Source organism: Terriglobus albidus, assembly GCF_008000815.1.
Lineage (GTDB): Bacteria > Acidobacteriota > Terriglobia > Terriglobales > Acidobacteriaceae > Terriglobus > Terriglobus albidus_A.
This window is the reverse complement of record NZ_CP042806.1, coordinates 1,703,266-1,717,296: the sequence shown is the minus strand read 5'-3', so window position 1 is coordinate 1,717,296 and position 14,031 is coordinate 1,703,266. Positions and strand designations below refer to the sequence as shown.

General features: G+C 60.0%; 14 protein-coding genes. 7 read left to right on the top strand and 7 right to left on the bottom strand.

Features of this window, described 5'->3' with window-relative positions; translation table 11 throughout:
* The first annotated feature begins 14 nt into the window (after positions 1-14).
* From FTW19_RS25730 to add, 3 genes are all read left to right on the top strand, one after another.
* Entirely contained in the window at positions 15-170 is a 156-nt protein-coding gene (locus FTW19_RS25730; RefSeq protein ID WP_187143343.1) for a hypothetical protein, read from the top strand.
* 277 nt (positions 171-447) lie between these two features.
* A complete protein-coding gene (locus FTW19_RS06900) occupies positions 448-2,013 on the top strand; it encodes an amino acid permease (protein ID WP_246153737.1) in 1,566 nt (521 codons plus the stop codon).
* A 211-nt stretch (positions 2,014-2,224) separates the two neighbouring features.
* Entirely contained in the window at positions 2,225-3,256 is a 1,032-nt protein-coding gene (add, locus tag FTW19_RS06895; RefSeq protein ID WP_147650515.1) for an adenosine deaminase, read from the top strand.
* 99 nt (positions 3,257-3,355) lie between these two features.
* On the opposite strand, the gene FTW19_RS06890 is transcribed toward add, so the two are convergent.
* Entirely contained in the window at positions 3,356-3,907 is a 552-nt protein-coding gene (locus tag FTW19_RS06890) for a hypothetical protein (protein WP_147646934.1), read from the bottom strand.
* 110 nt (positions 3,908-4,017) lie between these two features.
* On the opposite strand from FTW19_RS06890, the gene FTW19_RS06885 reads away from it, so the two are divergent.
* The 4 genes from FTW19_RS06885 (at position 4,018) to FTW19_RS06870 (ending at position 7,120) form a co-directional block, all read left to right on the top strand.
* Positions 4,018-4,290 (top strand): hypothetical protein, encoded by a 273-nt coding sequence (locus FTW19_RS06885; RefSeq protein WP_147646933.1) that lies wholly within the window; start codon positions 4,018-4,020, stop codon positions 4,288-4,290.
* A 181-nt stretch (positions 4,291-4,471) separates the two neighbouring features.
* Complete coding sequence (gene fabD / locus FTW19_RS06880; protein WP_147646932.1) at positions 4,472-5,422, top strand: ACP S-malonyltransferase; 951 nt, start codon at positions 4,472-4,474, stop codon at positions 5,420-5,422.
* Positions 5,419-6,234, top strand: a complete 816-nt coding sequence (locus FTW19_RS06875; protein WP_147650514.1) for an ABC transporter ATP-binding protein — start codon at positions 5,419-5,421, stop codon at positions 6,232-6,234. The genes fabD and FTW19_RS06875 overlap by 4 nt, the downstream gene beginning before the upstream one ends.
* A gap of 133 nt (positions 6,235-6,367) precedes the next feature.
* Positions 6,368-7,120: a metallophosphoesterase family protein gene (locus FTW19_RS06870; protein WP_147646931.1), complete on the top strand. Its 753-nt coding sequence runs from the start codon at positions 6,368-6,370 to the stop codon at positions 7,118-7,120.
* Between the two features lie 136 nt (positions 7,121-7,256).
* On the opposite strand, the gene FTW19_RS06865 is transcribed toward FTW19_RS06870, so the two are convergent.
* From FTW19_RS06865 to rplM, 6 genes are all read right to left on the bottom strand, one after another.
* Positions 7,257-9,500, bottom strand: a complete 2,244-nt coding sequence (locus FTW19_RS06865; RefSeq protein ID WP_147646930.1) for a patatin-like phospholipase family protein — start codon at positions 9,498-9,500, stop codon at positions 7,257-7,259.
* Between the two features lie 409 nt (positions 9,501-9,909).
* The gene (locus FTW19_RS06860) at positions 9,910-11,091 is read right to left on the bottom strand and encodes an RtcB family protein (RefSeq protein ID WP_147646929.1); all 1,182 of its coding nucleotides are present in this window, start codon (positions 11,089-11,091) and stop codon (positions 9,910-9,912) included.
* 146 nt (positions 11,092-11,237) lie between these two features.
* Entirely contained in the window at positions 11,238-11,903 is a 666-nt protein-coding gene (tsf, locus tag FTW19_RS06855) for a translation elongation factor Ts (RefSeq protein ID WP_147646928.1), read from the bottom strand.
* Positions 11,904-12,049: 146 nt separating this feature from the next.
* Positions 12,050-12,949, bottom strand: a complete 900-nt coding sequence (rpsB, locus tag FTW19_RS06850; protein ID WP_147646927.1) for a 30S ribosomal protein S2 — start codon at positions 12,947-12,949, stop codon at positions 12,050-12,052.
* A gap of 131 nt (positions 12,950-13,080) precedes the next feature.
* Positions 13,081-13,476, bottom strand: coding sequence for a 30S ribosomal protein S9 (gene rpsI / locus FTW19_RS06845; RefSeq protein ID WP_147646926.1), 396 nt, complete (start codon positions 13,474-13,476; stop codon positions 13,081-13,083).
* A 22-nt stretch (positions 13,477-13,498) separates the two neighbouring features.
* The gene (gene rplM, locus FTW19_RS06840) at positions 13,499-13,933 is read right to left on the bottom strand and encodes a 50S ribosomal protein L13 (protein WP_147646925.1); all 435 of its coding nucleotides are present in this window, start codon (positions 13,931-13,933) and stop codon (positions 13,499-13,501) included.
* Between the last annotated feature and the right edge of the window lie 98 nt (positions 13,934-14,031).

The window sequence follows — 14,031 nt, the reverse complement described above, 5'->3', positions numbered from 1 at the left end:
ACAGAGAGAAGACATTGGCAAATACCAAGAGCGTTACCGACACAACCGAGCGCAAGAAACTGAAGCGCGCTGCCCGTAAGAAGGCGGCTCCCAAGGCCAAGCGCACCACCCCGCGCGGCTCCAACAAGCAGAAGGTCCGGAAGTTGTCACGCGGTCAGTCCAAGCGTTAATAAGCCGCACGCTCTTCCAACAAGCAGTCAAAGCAGGGCCCGCCTACGCAGCGGGCCCTGCTTTTTGCCGTCTGGAATCTCATTGCCTCCAGACCGATGGAGCATTTCTCCTAAGGGTGTGAAAGCGGAGTTTTGGCTGTTTGCGCCGTTTTCCTGCGAAGAAAACGGCATTCGCAGATTTATCCAAAGCTACAGTATTAGGAGAATTGCTCTAATCTTGCTGTAATCGAACCTGAACCGACACCACATCCGCAGGAGCACTTCGCTGGCCCGGCAAATCTTCGCCACTAAATCCATTGACAAGCTCATCGCTGAGTCAGAGCAACCGGAACGAAGCCTGAAAAAGACACTCGGCCCGGTCTCACTCACCGCGCTGGGCATCGGCGCCGTCATCGGCTCCGGCATCTTCACTGTCATTGGAACGGCCATCGGCGGCAATCCCTCCAAGTTCGCGGACTGGAAGGCTTCGCCCATCATCGATCTGATCCTGCATCACGGTTCGGTCGCCGGCCGCCCAGGCGCCGGCCCAGCCCTGGCGCTCTCACTGATTCTGGTCGCCATCGTCTGTGGCCTGACCGGCCTCTGTTACGCCGAGCTCGCCAGCATGATTCCGATCGCCGGCTCGGCCTACACCTACACCTACGCCACCCTGGGCGAGCTCATCGCCTGGATCATCGGCTGGGATCTCATCCTCGAATACGCCTTCTCGAACATGAGCGTCTCGGTCGGCTTCGCTGCACACGTCGTCGACCTGATCGACTGGCTCGGCATCAAGATGGATCCCAAGTGGCTCTCTCCGGCCTATCTGCCGCTTGGCCTGCAGGATCTTGCCGGGCACGATATTTACCAACCGGGCTGGCACTTTGGCTTCAATATTCCGGCCTTCCTCATCGTGCTGATCCTCACCGTGATCCTCGTCCGCGGTATCCGTGAATCCGCCCGGACCAACAACGTCATGGTGCTGGTGAAGATCTTCGCCATCCTGCTCTTCATCTTCTTCGGCCTGAGCTTCATCCATCCCGGCAACTACCACCCGTTCATCCCGAACGGCTTCCCGGGCGTGCTCGCCGGCGGCTCGATCATCTTCTTCACCTATATCGGCTTCGATTCCGTCTCTACCGCGAGTGAGGAGTGCCGCGATCCCAGGCGCGATGTTCCCATCGGCATCATCGCTACGCTGGTGATCTGCACTCTGCTCTACGTCGGAGTCGCCGCTATCCTGACCGGCATGGTGCCCTGGCAGTCCATCGCGGGAGATGCCGCTCCCGTGGTCACCGCGCTCAAACGCATCAGCCTCACGCCCGAAGGTCATCGCCTGCATTGGGTGCGTCTGGCGGTACTTCTCGGAGCCATCGTCGGCATGATCTCCTCCATTCTGGTCTTCCAGCTTGGTCAGGCCCGCGTCTGGTTCGCGATGTCACGCGATCGCCTGCTGCCCGATGTCTTCAGCAGCCTGAACCCGAAGTACCGCACCCCGGCCTTCGCGACCTGGTTCGCAGGCATCCTCGTAGCCATTCCGTCGGGCCTCTTCGATGTGGGCTCGTTCGCCGAGATGTCGAACATCGGAACCCTCTTCGCATTCGTTCTGGTTTCCATCGGCGTCATCGTATTACGGCGCCGTCAGCCGGAACGTCATCGCGGCTTCCGCGTTCCCTTCGGCCCGGTCATTCCCATCCTCAGCACCGTCTGCTGCCTGCTTCTGATGGCAGGCCTGCCGGCGATCACCTGGGTACGCTTCTTCGTTTGGCTGACGATCGGCCTTGTAGTCTACTTCTCCTACAGCCGCAAACGCAGTGAGTTCGCGCCCAAGGCAGAGAGCGTCGCTAGATTGCAGGAAAGGTGATTACCACGACCTTCGCATGCTCTCCACTGAGAGCGCGATACCGGCCAGCGGCATGTCCATCAACGTTGCCTGCTAGAGCATTTTCCCTGTTGCTGGGTATCCCGCTAGAGGAGTGCAGCGGCGTTTTCATTGCGGAAAACGCCCATAGATGCGGAAGCCCTACACGGCACCTACAGGGAAAAATGCTCTATTGCCCGGTACACTAACATTTATGCCGCAACGGCCTGCGTATCCTCTCGACCTCGAACCGCGCGACTGGCTCCGCCGACTGCCGAAGTGTGAGCTGCACCTGCACCTCGAGGGCACGATCGAGCCGGAGACTCTGGTCGAGCTCTCCCGCCGGCATGATGCCACTCCCCTTACGCTGGAACAGGCCCGCGCACTCTACCGGTACGACAACTTCCTTGAGTTTCTGATGGCCTTCAAGGCCGTGACCGAACGCCTGCAGACACCAGAAGACTACGAGCTGATCACCTACAACATGGTGAGCGCGCTGGCCGCCCAAGGCGTCGTGCATGCCGAGGCCTACGTCTCTTTCGGCATCATCTATTTCATCAAGCAGCTCGAAGTCGAGCCGTTCGTCGAAGGCATGGAGCGTGGCCGCCTGCGCGCCGAAAAAGACTTCGGCGTCACGCTGCTTTGGATCATCGATGCCGTACGCCACTTCGGCGTGGAGGAAGCCGCCCGCGTCTTTCGCAAAGCCGCCGAACTGCGCGAGCAGTACCCCAGCATCGTAGGCATCGGCATCGGCGGCGACGAAGCACGCGGCCCTGCCGATCAGTTCCGCGATCTCTATCTCGAAGCCAGAAAGGCCGGCCTGCGGCTGACAGCACACGCCGGTGAATCAGTCGGCCCGCACAGCATCTGGTCTGCCATCAACATCGGCGCGGAACGCATCGGCCACGCTCTCACCGCCACCCAGGATACGGAGCTTCTGGAGGTGCTCGCCGAAAAGCAGATTCCTCTGGAGCTGAACATCACCAGCAACCTGAAGACAGGCTGTTGCCCTTCGCTCGACTCCCATCCGGCACGCGACTACTTCCACTCCGGCCTGATGGTCACGCTCAACTCCGACGACCCACCCATGTTCGGCGCCAACCTGCTGGACGAATACATCCTCGCCCACGAGCAACTCGAGTTCACCCTGGAACAGATGCGCGAGCTCGCCGCCAACTCCGTAGAAGCCAGCTTCCTAGGCCCGGAACGCAAGCTGGCGTTGCTGCGGCGGGTGGAACAGTTCTAGAAAAGCGATTGAATAATTGAAGGATGGAATGATTGAATAACGCCGCTGCGCCTGACACGGACATCATTCAATTATTCAATAATTCCATCATTCAATTTCTCAGGGAGCAGGTACCATCACTGCATTCGGATCCACCTTCGGAATCCCGAAGTGACCGCTCAGATGCAATAGATCCAGCGGACGAAGCTGGCATGAGATCGAGATGAAACTCATCTGGCGAGACTGGCGGATCAGTACCGAGACATCGTCAATCTGTGCTCCGCTGAAGTGCATCCATAGATCGGTCCCTGTTCCGGGATCGCGCTGGTTTGCATTTACCAGGTGCTTCCACCCCGCGGCTTTGTACTCAGCGGCTACCGACGCCATCTGCTGCGGGTCATAGCCGATCTCGTCGCGGAAGTGATAGTTGGTTACGGTAATTCCGTGGATCGCCGCGGCAGCTCGGCGAGCGTCTTCATCCGCTATCAGCGAATCCGCGGAGTCCAACATTGCCTTGTCAAAGCTGAAGCTGGAGCGCGATCCGGCGGAGCCCATCATCTCCACCCCCTCGGGGATACGGTTCATCAAGGGTTGCTGCGCACCGGAGCCGGCGCTAAATGACAGAGCCAGCAGCGGTAATGCCAGAAAACGAAGCCAGGAACGCATCTTCATCACCTTCTTAAGAACCCGAAGTTGACGAGTTGGTTACTCATGGACAGAAAATTTCCCCGGAAACTAAGGCTTTCTGCAAGCCATGCCGATGGTGCGTTATGATGCATGGCATGAAGCCGTTTGGAAAGCGCCGCATTTTTGGCACAAGGCTCGATAAGATTCCTGCCGTAGTGATTGAATCTCTACCCAGCAGCGAGCCCTCGCGCTCGCGCGTGCTGAAGACCGTCGGCTGGGTCTCCGCCGGCCTCGGCGCCGTTGCTCTGGGCCTCTTCGTAGGCCGCGAGTTGCGCCAACGCTACAAGTTCAATCGCCGCACCCCTTACGACGCCTACTCGCACGCAGGCGACGAGATGCAGGATGTGGAGTTCGGCGTAGGAATCTAAAGGCAGGTTGCCAGTTAACAGTTTCCAGTTCACGCGTTAAGGCATGGGTAGAGTCGAGAATTCGATCTCTCCCATGCCTTAAGTATTTAACCGACCTACAGAAACCGCCACTAAGCCTCCAACTGGCAACTGGCAACCGTTAACTGGCAACTGTTGCTTCATTTACCATGCCCCTATGAGCATGCAAAAACTGGCTTTTCTCTTTCCTGGGCAGGGTTCCCAGGCGGTCGGCATGGGCCGCGATCTCTATGACAATTTTCCAGTCGCAAAAGCGGTCTTTGACGAAGCCGATGCTGCGCTTGGGTTTCCGCTCTCGAAGCTCTGCTTCGAAGGCCCGGAAGAGGAGCTGAAGCTCACGGAAAATACGCAGCCTGCGATCCTGACGGTCTCCGTGGCCGTCCTTCGCGTGCTCGAAGAGAAGGGCATTCGGCCGGCCATCGCCGCCGGACACTCACTTGGCGAATACTCTGCCCATGTTGCCGCCGGCACGATCAGCTTTGCCGACGCCGTCCGCACCGTAAAGAACCGCGGCAAGTTCATGCAGGAAGCTGTCCCCGCCGGCCAGGGCACCATGGCCGCGGTTCTGGGCCTGCCCGCCGCCACCATTGGAGAGCTCTGCACCCGCGCCTGGGATGAGACCGATTCGGTCGTCTCCGCCGCTAACCTCAACGCCCCGGAACAGACCGTGATCTCTGGCGCTATCAAGGGTGTGGAACTCGCTGCAGAACTCTGCAAAGAGGCCGGCGCAAAGCGCGTCGTCATGCTGCCGGTAAGTGCCCCCTTCCATTCGGCCATGATGGCTCCGGCCCAGCATCAGCTTGCCAGCTACCTGGAACAGGTCAACTTCCATGACCCGCACATCCCTATCGTCTGCAACGTCGACGCCCGTGTGGAACATCGCCGTGCCGAATCCCGCGATGCCCTCATCCGCCAAGTCACCGGCGCTGTTCGCTGGGTTGAGTGCGTGCAGACGCTCGTTGCCCAGGGTGCGACCCACTTTATCGAGGTTGGCCCCGGACGCGTGCTCACCGGCCTGATGCGCCAGATCGACCGCAACCAGAAGGCCCTCAACGTCGAAGACACCGCATCGCTGGAAAAGACACTCGCCGCACTGGCGGAAGTAGCGGAATAGTGACCAGCCCACTGCTCGAAGTCCGCAACCTGCAGGTCTCCTTCGGCGGAGAGCGCGCCGCGGTCGATGGCATCGACCTCGAGGTAGCCGCCGGGGAATCGCTGGGGCTTGTGGGAGAGTCAGGTAGTGGTAAATCCGCCACATCACTGGCCGTCTTGCGGCTGTTGCCTCCCTCGGCGCAGGTACGCGGCCAGATCCGCTTCGACGGGCGCGATCTGCAGACTCTCTCGACAGAAGCTATGCGGCAGGTACGCGGCCGCGAGATCGCGATGATCTTCCAGGAGCCGATGACCGCGCTTAACCCGGTCTCCACCATCGGCGCTCAGATCGCCGAGGCGGTACGCGCGCATCATCCCCGCCTCTCCCGCGCGGAGGTGAAGGAGCGCGTTCTGGAGGCGCTCGCGCAGGTCTCCATGCCCGACCCCACCCGCCGCTACGACGACTGTCCACACCAGTTCTCCGGCGGCCAGCGGCAGCGCATCCTGATCGCTATGGCGATCGTGAACCAGCCCCGGCTGCTCATCGCGGACGAACCGACAACCGCGCTCGACGTCACCGTCCAGGCACAGATTCTGCGTCTGCTGGCGGACCTGCGCGAACGCCACGGTCTTTCCATGCTCTTCATCTCGCACGACTTGGCGGTCGTCGCCCAGACGTCGGACAGAGTCGCTGTCATGCAGCATGGCCACATCGTCGAACAGGCGACAGTCCACGAGATCTTCCACCAGCCGCAGCATCCCTATACGCAGCGCCTGCTGGCCTCTGCCCCTACCATGCAAACAGACCGCTCGAAACCGCTCGCGCAGGTGTAAGAGCCCTCGCTTCTCGTTGCAGGATTCCGCTTATCCCGCATTTTCAAGCTTTTAGCTTTCCGCGCAATCTTGTTACATTGGTGTGCAGGCCCAACCCATACCCGTTGCGCGCCGAACACCGAATTTATCTGTTATGCGCGCACTTGTTCTCTCGGATATTCACGGAAGTCTGGAAGGCTTGGAGGCTGTCCTCGAAGCCGCCGGCGCCGTCGACCGGGTGTGGGACCTCGGTGACGTTGTCGGTTACGGCGCCAGTCCCAACGATGTTGTCGAAAAGATTCGCGCCGTTGGCTCACTGCATGTCCGCGGCAATCATGACCGCGTCGCCGCTGGCCTGACCTCTTCCCTGAACTTCAATCCCATCGCCCGCGCAGCGGCCTTGTGGACACAGGAGGCGCTCTCGCCCAGCAACATCGACTGGGTACGCGCCATGCCTCAAGGCCCCATTTACCCCGAGGGAGTTGCTGTGGCTTGCGTGCATGGCTCTCCACTCGACGAAGACGACTACATCCTCAACGTGCGCGATGCCTGGGCGCCGCTACAGCAGATGCAGCAGCCGCTGACGTTCTTCGGGCATACGCATGTGCAGGGAGGCTTCATCCAGCAAGGGACTGCCTGGCGCGAACTGATTCCCGAGTATCGCTCCCGCGAAGTTGCCGAGACCTGGGTCCTGAAGCTCGACCCCGAGTGCCGCTACCTCATCAACCCAGGCTCTGCCGGCCAGCCCCGCGACGGCGACTGGCGCGTCGCCTGCGCCATCTACGACACCGACGAGGCCACCGTCACCTTCCACCGCCTGCCCTACGACATCATCAAAGCCCAGGGCAAGATCCTGATGGCAGGACTGCCCGATCGGCTCGCGATACGGCTGAGAGACGGTAAATGAAGCGGGTTGAATAGTTGAATGGTGAGAGCAAACCAACCAGCTATTGAACCGCAGTCTGGTGAGCCAAAATTACCAAACCGTGCGATGCGTTTTGTGCACTATTCAACCATTCAACTATTCAACCATCCAACCCGCTCTAAAACGAGCGTCCAATCGTGAAGCTCAACTTCCTCCTGCCTGCATCGCCAAGCGCTGGACCGAAGCTGATCACACCGAACGGCGTCTCTGCCAGCACACCGAACATGACATCCTGCCGCAGGAAGCTTGAGGCCGGCTGAGCGTAGTCTGTGCCTGTGACACCGATCGATCGTGGAGCACGCATTTGTCCTGCCTCATATGCGATCGCCAGATAGATGTTCTGTCCTAGAGGATCAGGCAGCTTTGCAATCCTGCGTAGATACGCTTCGCGAAGGTAGAAGTAATCTGTTCCGCGATACTCCTCAAAGGCTGAGGCGGAAAGCCTCCCAGGCCCGCCCAGAGTGAATCGGTAAGGCTGGGCCACATCGCGATTGAACAACGTGCCACCTTCTGCCGCAGCGAGGAAGCTATTGCCTCCGATGGTATGAGCGAACTGAAACTTGCCGACGATTCGTGGAGCCGCGGCCGCCTGCTCGCCTGCCTTCAGATAGCCGGCCCCGAAGTTGTAGTGGAATCCACGCTGGGCCACCTCGGCACGATCCTGCGCGTCGTGGGCATAGCGCACATCGAAGAGATGTGCCACCTGCGATGAATCGCCCTGGCCGTCGTTGCCCGTCTTGGTAACCCAGCGCTGGCTCCATGCCTGCCAGCCGGCACGCACCTCAGTGTTGTGGTTGTAGGTATATCCCACATCGACGCCGCCTCCGCCCTGCTGCCATAGCCGTTCCGACAGGCGATTCTGATCGTGGTAAATGAAATAAGGTCGCCTGGTGAACTCTCCATGCGGAGCGATAAAGATACCGCGTGCATTCAGCAGGCGGTAGTATTCCAGGTCGAACTGCTGCAACCAGCCAAGATGCGCGGAGCCGCGAAGTTCCGAGCCGTACCGTCCGAAGTCCTGGTGCAGGTACGTAAGGTCGAGCGTGAAGCGCGGCGTCTGGCCCGACTGCGCCTGGCCGTTGATGCCGATAAGAATGAACGGAGGCCCGTTCTCCTTATCAGCCAGCTTCACAGTGATCTCCGCGTCACGCACACCGCGAATGGGCCCCTTCGGATAGCTAACCTGGTAGGTCGCCTCGTAGCGTTCGTCTGCCCGTAGCTCATCCAGCCGCTTGTCGATCACAATAGCTTCGGCGGGCTGGCCTACCAGCTTCTGCAGCTTGTGCTCCACCGCCTCCTTCACCTCGTGGTTTTCGGTCTCCACCTTGATGGAGGCGATGTTGCGCGGCTTGTCCGCCGTCCTCGAAGTCCGGTTCGCAAGATACGCCGCCCACTCCGCGTCGGAGACGGCGTAGGCCATCAGCTTGGCTTTCTGCGCCTCGGTAGCGTCGTACCCCAGCTTGGCCAGGTCTTCAGCCCTGGCATAGTCCATCGTCGTCATGTTGCCGGTCTGCGGCTCGATGACGACATCCGCCAGCCGCCGCGACTGCAATTCATTGCCCCAGATCGCCACTGAGAATGACCGCTGTAGCGTTCCCAGCAGGCTGGTGTTGTTTGGCGCCAGTTTTACCAGAGGCATCGAGACCGCGAGGATCACATCATCATGAAGGTCAGACTTCAGAGTTTGTGTCGGCAGGTTCTCGAGCACACCGCCGTCCACATAGGTGTGTCCGTCTCTCTCCACCGGCGGAAAGATTCCCGGCAGCGAGATGGAAGCACGGATCGACTCCGGCAGCGATCCGCGCGCAAACAATACCGGCTTGCCCTCGGTGATATCCGTCGCCGTGCAGCGGAATGGAATCGACAACTGATCGAAGCTGGTCTTGTCGCCATACGAGAGGAACTGCGCCGAAAGAAAGGCATTCAGCCCGGCATCGACCAGCAGACCATTGCGGATACTGATGCCGTGCTTCAGGCCGATGGTCATGTAGTTGGGTGCGCTGCGGCGGTCTTCGCGCCGGCGATAATTCAAGGCGCTGAAATCATTGGAAATGCGGAAGACCTTGGCCAGCACCTCATCGCTGGTCAATTTTTGAATCTCATCCGGCGTATGGCCGGTGGCATAAAGCCCGCCGACAAGGGCGCCCATGCTGGCGCCTGCGATACCGTCGACCGGAATGTGATGCTCCTCCAGCCAGCGCAGTACACCGATCTCTGTAAGGCCAAGCGCACCACCGCCGCCGAGAGCCAGACCTATCTTCTTCCGCTCTGTCCGAGGCGTGGATGCTGCTGTCTGTGAGGACAGGGATGTAGTGCAGAGTACAGCGGCGAGGAGAGCCGCCAGGGTCGAACGTGTCCGCATACCCTATGGGATGCCCTACTTCCACCTGTGGTCCAGCAAAAACTACATGAGGGAAACGGAATGGCTAACTTGGGGCGACACATTGGGTGCCGCATCCATTGCGTAGCAATGGGTGGGTTGTTCGAACTCAGCTCGAAACGCCTTTGTCTGTCATTTCGTAGCGACCGGGGTCCCCGACCAGCTTGCTGGTCGGGGTGGATCGACCAACGGGAGCGGAGAAATCTGCTTCTCAACCGATGCTTCTCAATTAGGTAAGAGAAAAGCAGATCCCTACGGGATAACAAACGAAAAGACTATTCGAGCTTCGCCTCGAATCTCCCACTCACGCTACGCGTGACCACCCCAACAGGGTACCCAGAGTATGGGTAGTACTACAAGAAGGCCCGGCTTTCGCCGGGCTTCTTGTCGTTCAATCCTTGTACGGATCAAACTCGTTTGCTCCCGCCATGGCCACGCCCAGCGGAGTCAGCGTATGCAGCACACGCACCGTGTCGCCATGTTCCGCGATCACCTCGTGCAGACGCTTGTAGCAGTGCGGACTTTCATCCAGCCCTCCGCCACGCAGCACCACACCGGATGCCTGCAGCCACTCCTGCATCATCTGCGGCGTCACCAGCCCGGGACGCTTACACACCCCGGTCTTGCGGTCGTACACACCGGCAGCCTGCTTACGGCCCATCACGCGGCCCGCGCCGTGCACGGTGGAGTACAGCGCCGTCTTCGAGTCCGGAGAGTCCACACCCTCCAGAATCACTGACTGCTCTCCCATCGTGCCGCCGACGAAGCCCTTCTGTCCCGGAAACGCAGGCGTGGCGCCCTTGCGGCAGACCCACATCTGCTTGCCGCCGTGCTCTTCCAGCCAGGCGAAGTTGTGGTGGTTATGGACCTCTTCCACCACGTTCGCACCCAGCATGCGAGCCACACGGCCGCACACCCAGTCACGCCCTGCGTACGCATAGGCTCCGCCCAACTGCATCGCGGCGACATACTGCGCTCCTAGATCACTGGTCACGTCCAGAAAGACAGGATCAACCATCATGCCGTCCTTCGCGCCCGCAGCCTTCAGGAACCAGGTCGCAATGCCGTGACCCAGGCCACGCGAGCCGAAGTGCACACCAACCCACGCGCGATCCTGCTCGTCGACAAACAGATCGACGTAGTGGTTGCCGCTGCCGATGGTGCCCAACTGTGCCTGCGCCTTACGCTTCAGAGGCTTCGCGGCGTCGGTATCCCAGCCCGGATGGCCGTCCTTCGCGAAGATCGCATGATCCACATCCTCGTTGTTCCTGCGGCCAACACCGAAGGAGAGCGTATTCCACACGTCATCCATGATGCGCGCGATGTTCTGCCGCACTTCACTGCCCGGAATATCCAGACGCACGGCTTTGTTTCCGCACGCGATATCGAATCCAACAGCCGTAGGGCTGATACGGCCCTCGCTTGCGATCACTCCGCCGATCGGCACGCCGTAACCGAGATGGCCATCGGCCATCAGGGCCATATAGTCTGCGTGGCGGGCACAGACCTTTGCCTGCTCCAGCGTGTTCTCTTCATGCTTTCCCCATACCGGGATGTTATCTACCAACTGCATTGCTGCTCTCCTTTCTGTCTGATCTCCGCGCTGAGCAAGCGCGGGAACCGAGGCTGAGTGCCGCTGTGGCGCGAATCGCCTTGGCGGCAAAGTAAAAAGGCCCGGCTGTCGCCGGGCCTCGTCTGGTGCAGAGTTGAAGCGCAGACTTATGCCTGTGCTTCCTCCGTCGAAGCGGCGAGCTTGGTGGTCGCGACGGTCCAGTTGGACTCGCCGATCTTGAAGCGGGCAAAGCGGCGAACCGAGATATTCTCGCCAAGCTTGCCGATCTTCTGCGCGATAAGCTGCGCGATGGTGACCGACTGCTCCTTGATGAAGGGCTGCTCCAGCAGGCAGACCTCCTCGTAGAATTTGCCCATCTTGCCCTCGAGCATCTTCTCGATGATGTTGGCCGGCTTGCCGCTGGCGGCAGCCTGGGCGCGGAAGATCTCCTTCTCGCGCTCGATGTCCTCGGCCGTAACCTCTTCCTTGCCGACATAGCGAGGATCGGTAGCGGCGATATGCATCGCGATGTCCTTCAGCAGCTCCTGAAAGTCATCCGTGCGGGCAACGAAGTCGGACTCGCAGTTCAGCTCCAGCAGAACGCCGATCTTGCCGCCGGCGTGGATGTAGCTGCCCACCAGACCCTCGTTGGTCGAGCGCGAAGCCTTCTTGGCCGCGGAAGCCATGCCGCGCTTACGCAGCACGACAAATGCCTCTTCCATATCGCCCTTGGCTTCCTGCAGCGCCTTCAGGCAGTCGCCCATGGGAGCGCCGCTCTTCTCGCGGAGTTCCTTTACCAGCTTTGCGTCGATCTTTGCAGTCTCAGTCGCCATGTTCCATTTCCCTTCTTTTCCGTTCAAATCTTCGTTGATCTGCCATCCCGCGCACATCAATACCCGGTTACGCGGCAGGCATACAAAAAGAGCGTGGTTGCCATTGAACCGGCAGCCACGCTCCCTTGTGAAAGTTCGTGATCTGCTTAGGCGCCGGCTTCGGCGGTAACCTCAGTCTCGCTCTCCGTCTTGCGGATGCCGCCACCCAGGGCAGCTTCCAGATCGACGGTCTCTTCTTCTTCAACCGCAGCTTCCGGAGCAGCAGCTACGACATCGCCTTCTTCGCCGTCCTCACCGAGGAAGTGCGACGCGGTCTCAACCGGGGTCACATCCTGGTACTCGTCGGCAAACGCCTTGTCGCCAACCATCTGCACGCCCTCATAGGCGGCATCGGCGATCTTGGTCGTAAACAGACGGATGGCGCGGAGCGCGTCGTCGTTGCCGGGGATGACATAGTCAACCACGGTGGGGTCGCAGTTCGTGTCGACAACGGCAACCACCGGGATACCCAGCTTGCGGGCTTCAGAAACGGCGATAGCTTCGTTGTTCGAGTCGACGATGAAGATCGCATCCGGCAGGCGGCGCATGTTCTTGATGCCACGGAGGTTGGCATTCAGGTGCTTGCGTTCGCGCTCCAGGCGGATGACTTCCTTCTTCGTCATCAGCTCATAACGGCCGTCGGTCGACATCTCGTCCAGCTCCTGCAGACGCTTGACCGACTTCTGCACCGTAACCCAGTTCGTCAGCAGACCGCCAAGCCAGCGGTTGTTGATGAACGGCATACCGGCGCGCTCGGCTTCCTCAGCGATGGCGTCCTGAGCCTGGCGCTTGGTGCCGACGAACAGAACGGTCTTGCCCGAAGACGTCATGTCGGTGACGAACTTCGCAGCTTCCTTGAACATCTTCAAGGTCTTCTGCAGGTCAATGATGTAAATACCGTTACGCTCGCCGAAGATGTACTCCTTCATCTTCGGATTCCAGCGCTTGGTCTGGTGCCCGAAGTGTACGCCTGCTTCGAGCAGCTCCTTCATCGTAATCGTTGCCATTGAGGCTCCTTCATCAGGTCATCGAGCCGGTACAACAGAGCGGCCGATTGATCCCGTTCGTGGGAAATTGAACTACTTGCCGGCGGCAACCGAAGCTGCCGCCGGGTCAAACCAAAACCAGAAGCCAGCGACTAGCGCTTGCTGAACTGGAAGCGCTTGCGGGCGCCCTTCTGACCGTACTTCTTACGCTCCTTGGCGCGGGCGTCACGGGTCAGCAGGCCATCGGCCTTCAGGGTCTTACGCAGCTCGGGGTTCACCTCGAGCAGAGCGCGGGCGATGCCCATCTTCACGGCATCTGCCTGAGCGGCAACGCCGCCGCCGGCAACCGTCGTCACCACGTCGAACTGCCCCTCGAGCTGAGCAGTCTGCAGGGTGCGCTTCGCTGAAGCACGCTGCTGCTCGGTCACGAAGTATACGTCACGGGGCTTGCCGTTGACCGTGAACTCGCCCGATCCCGGACGCAGAAAAACACGCGCGATCGCCGACTTGCGGCGACCCGTGCCATAGTACTGAACCAAATCCGCCATAATCCTCTCGAATCCTCTACCGTTATGCAGTCAGCTCAACAGCCTCAGGCTGCTGGGCCAGATGCGGATGCTTGTCTCCGCGGTAAACCTTCAGCTTGGTCGCCATCTGGCGGCCCAGCTTCGACTTGGGCAGCATGCCCTTGATCGCCTCTTCAACGATCGCTTCGGGCTTGCGCGCCAACAGCTTGTCGAACGCTTCCTCGCGCAGACCGCCGGGGAACCCGGTGTAGCGGCGATAGATCTTCTGCTGGCTCTTCAGACCGGTCAGCTTGATCTTCTCCGCGTTGATCACGATGACGTGATCGCCCGTATCGATGTACGGGGTGTACTTCGGGCTGTTCTTGCCGGTAAGAATGTTCGCCGCGCTGCTGGCAAGACGTCCAAGGGTCTTGTCGGTCGCGTCCACCACGAACCACTTGCGATTGATGTCCTTTGCGCCGGGCACAAACGTCGACATTGCTGCTTCTCCTGAAACCAAAATCCTACGAAAAACGACTAAAATCTCGCTTCCACACGGCCAAAACGGGGCAAGAAAGATGCGCCCGGACCTGCCAG

Bases quoted from the DNA above. Each gene is read 5' to 3' on its own strand.
- FTW19_RS06890 (WP_147646934.1), bottom strand. From the start codon at position 3,907: ATGAAGATGCGTTCCTGGCTTCGTTTTCTGGCATTACCGCTGCTGGCT.
- rpsI (WP_147646926.1), bottom strand. From the start codon at position 13,476: ATGGCGGATTTGGTTCAGTACTATGGCACGGGTCGCCGCAAGTCGGCG.
- rplM (WP_147646925.1), bottom strand. From the start codon at position 13,933: ATGTCGACGTTTGTGCCCGGCGCAAAGGACATCAATCGCAAGTGGTTC.
- FTW19_RS06865 (WP_147646930.1), bottom strand. From the start codon at position 9,500: ATGCGGACACGTTCGACCCTGGCGGCTCTCCTCGCCGCTGTACTCTGC.
- FTW19_RS06885 (WP_147646933.1), top strand. From the start codon at position 4,018: ATGAAGCCGTTTGGAAAGCGCCGCATTTTTGGCACAAGGCTCGATAAG.
- add (WP_147650515.1), top strand. From the start codon at position 2,225: ATGCCGCAACGGCCTGCGTATCCTCTCGACCTCGAACCGCGCGACTGG.
- tsf (WP_147646928.1), bottom strand. From the start codon at position 11,903: ATGGCGACTGAGACTGCAAAGATCGACGCAAAGCTGGTAAAGGAACTC.
- fabD (WP_147646932.1), top strand. From the start codon at position 4,472: ATGCAAAAACTGGCTTTTCTCTTTCCTGGGCAGGGTTCCCAGGCGGTC.
- rpsB (WP_147646927.1), bottom strand. From the start codon at position 12,949: ATGGCAACGATTACGATGAAGGAGCTGCTCGAAGCAGGCGTACACTTC.
- FTW19_RS06870 (WP_147646931.1), top strand. From the start codon at position 6,368: ATGCGCGCACTTGTTCTCTCGGATATTCACGGAAGTCTGGAAGGCTTG.
- FTW19_RS06860 (WP_147646929.1), bottom strand. From the start codon at position 11,091: ATGCAGTTGGTAGATAACATCCCGGTATGGGGAAAGCATGAAGAGAAC.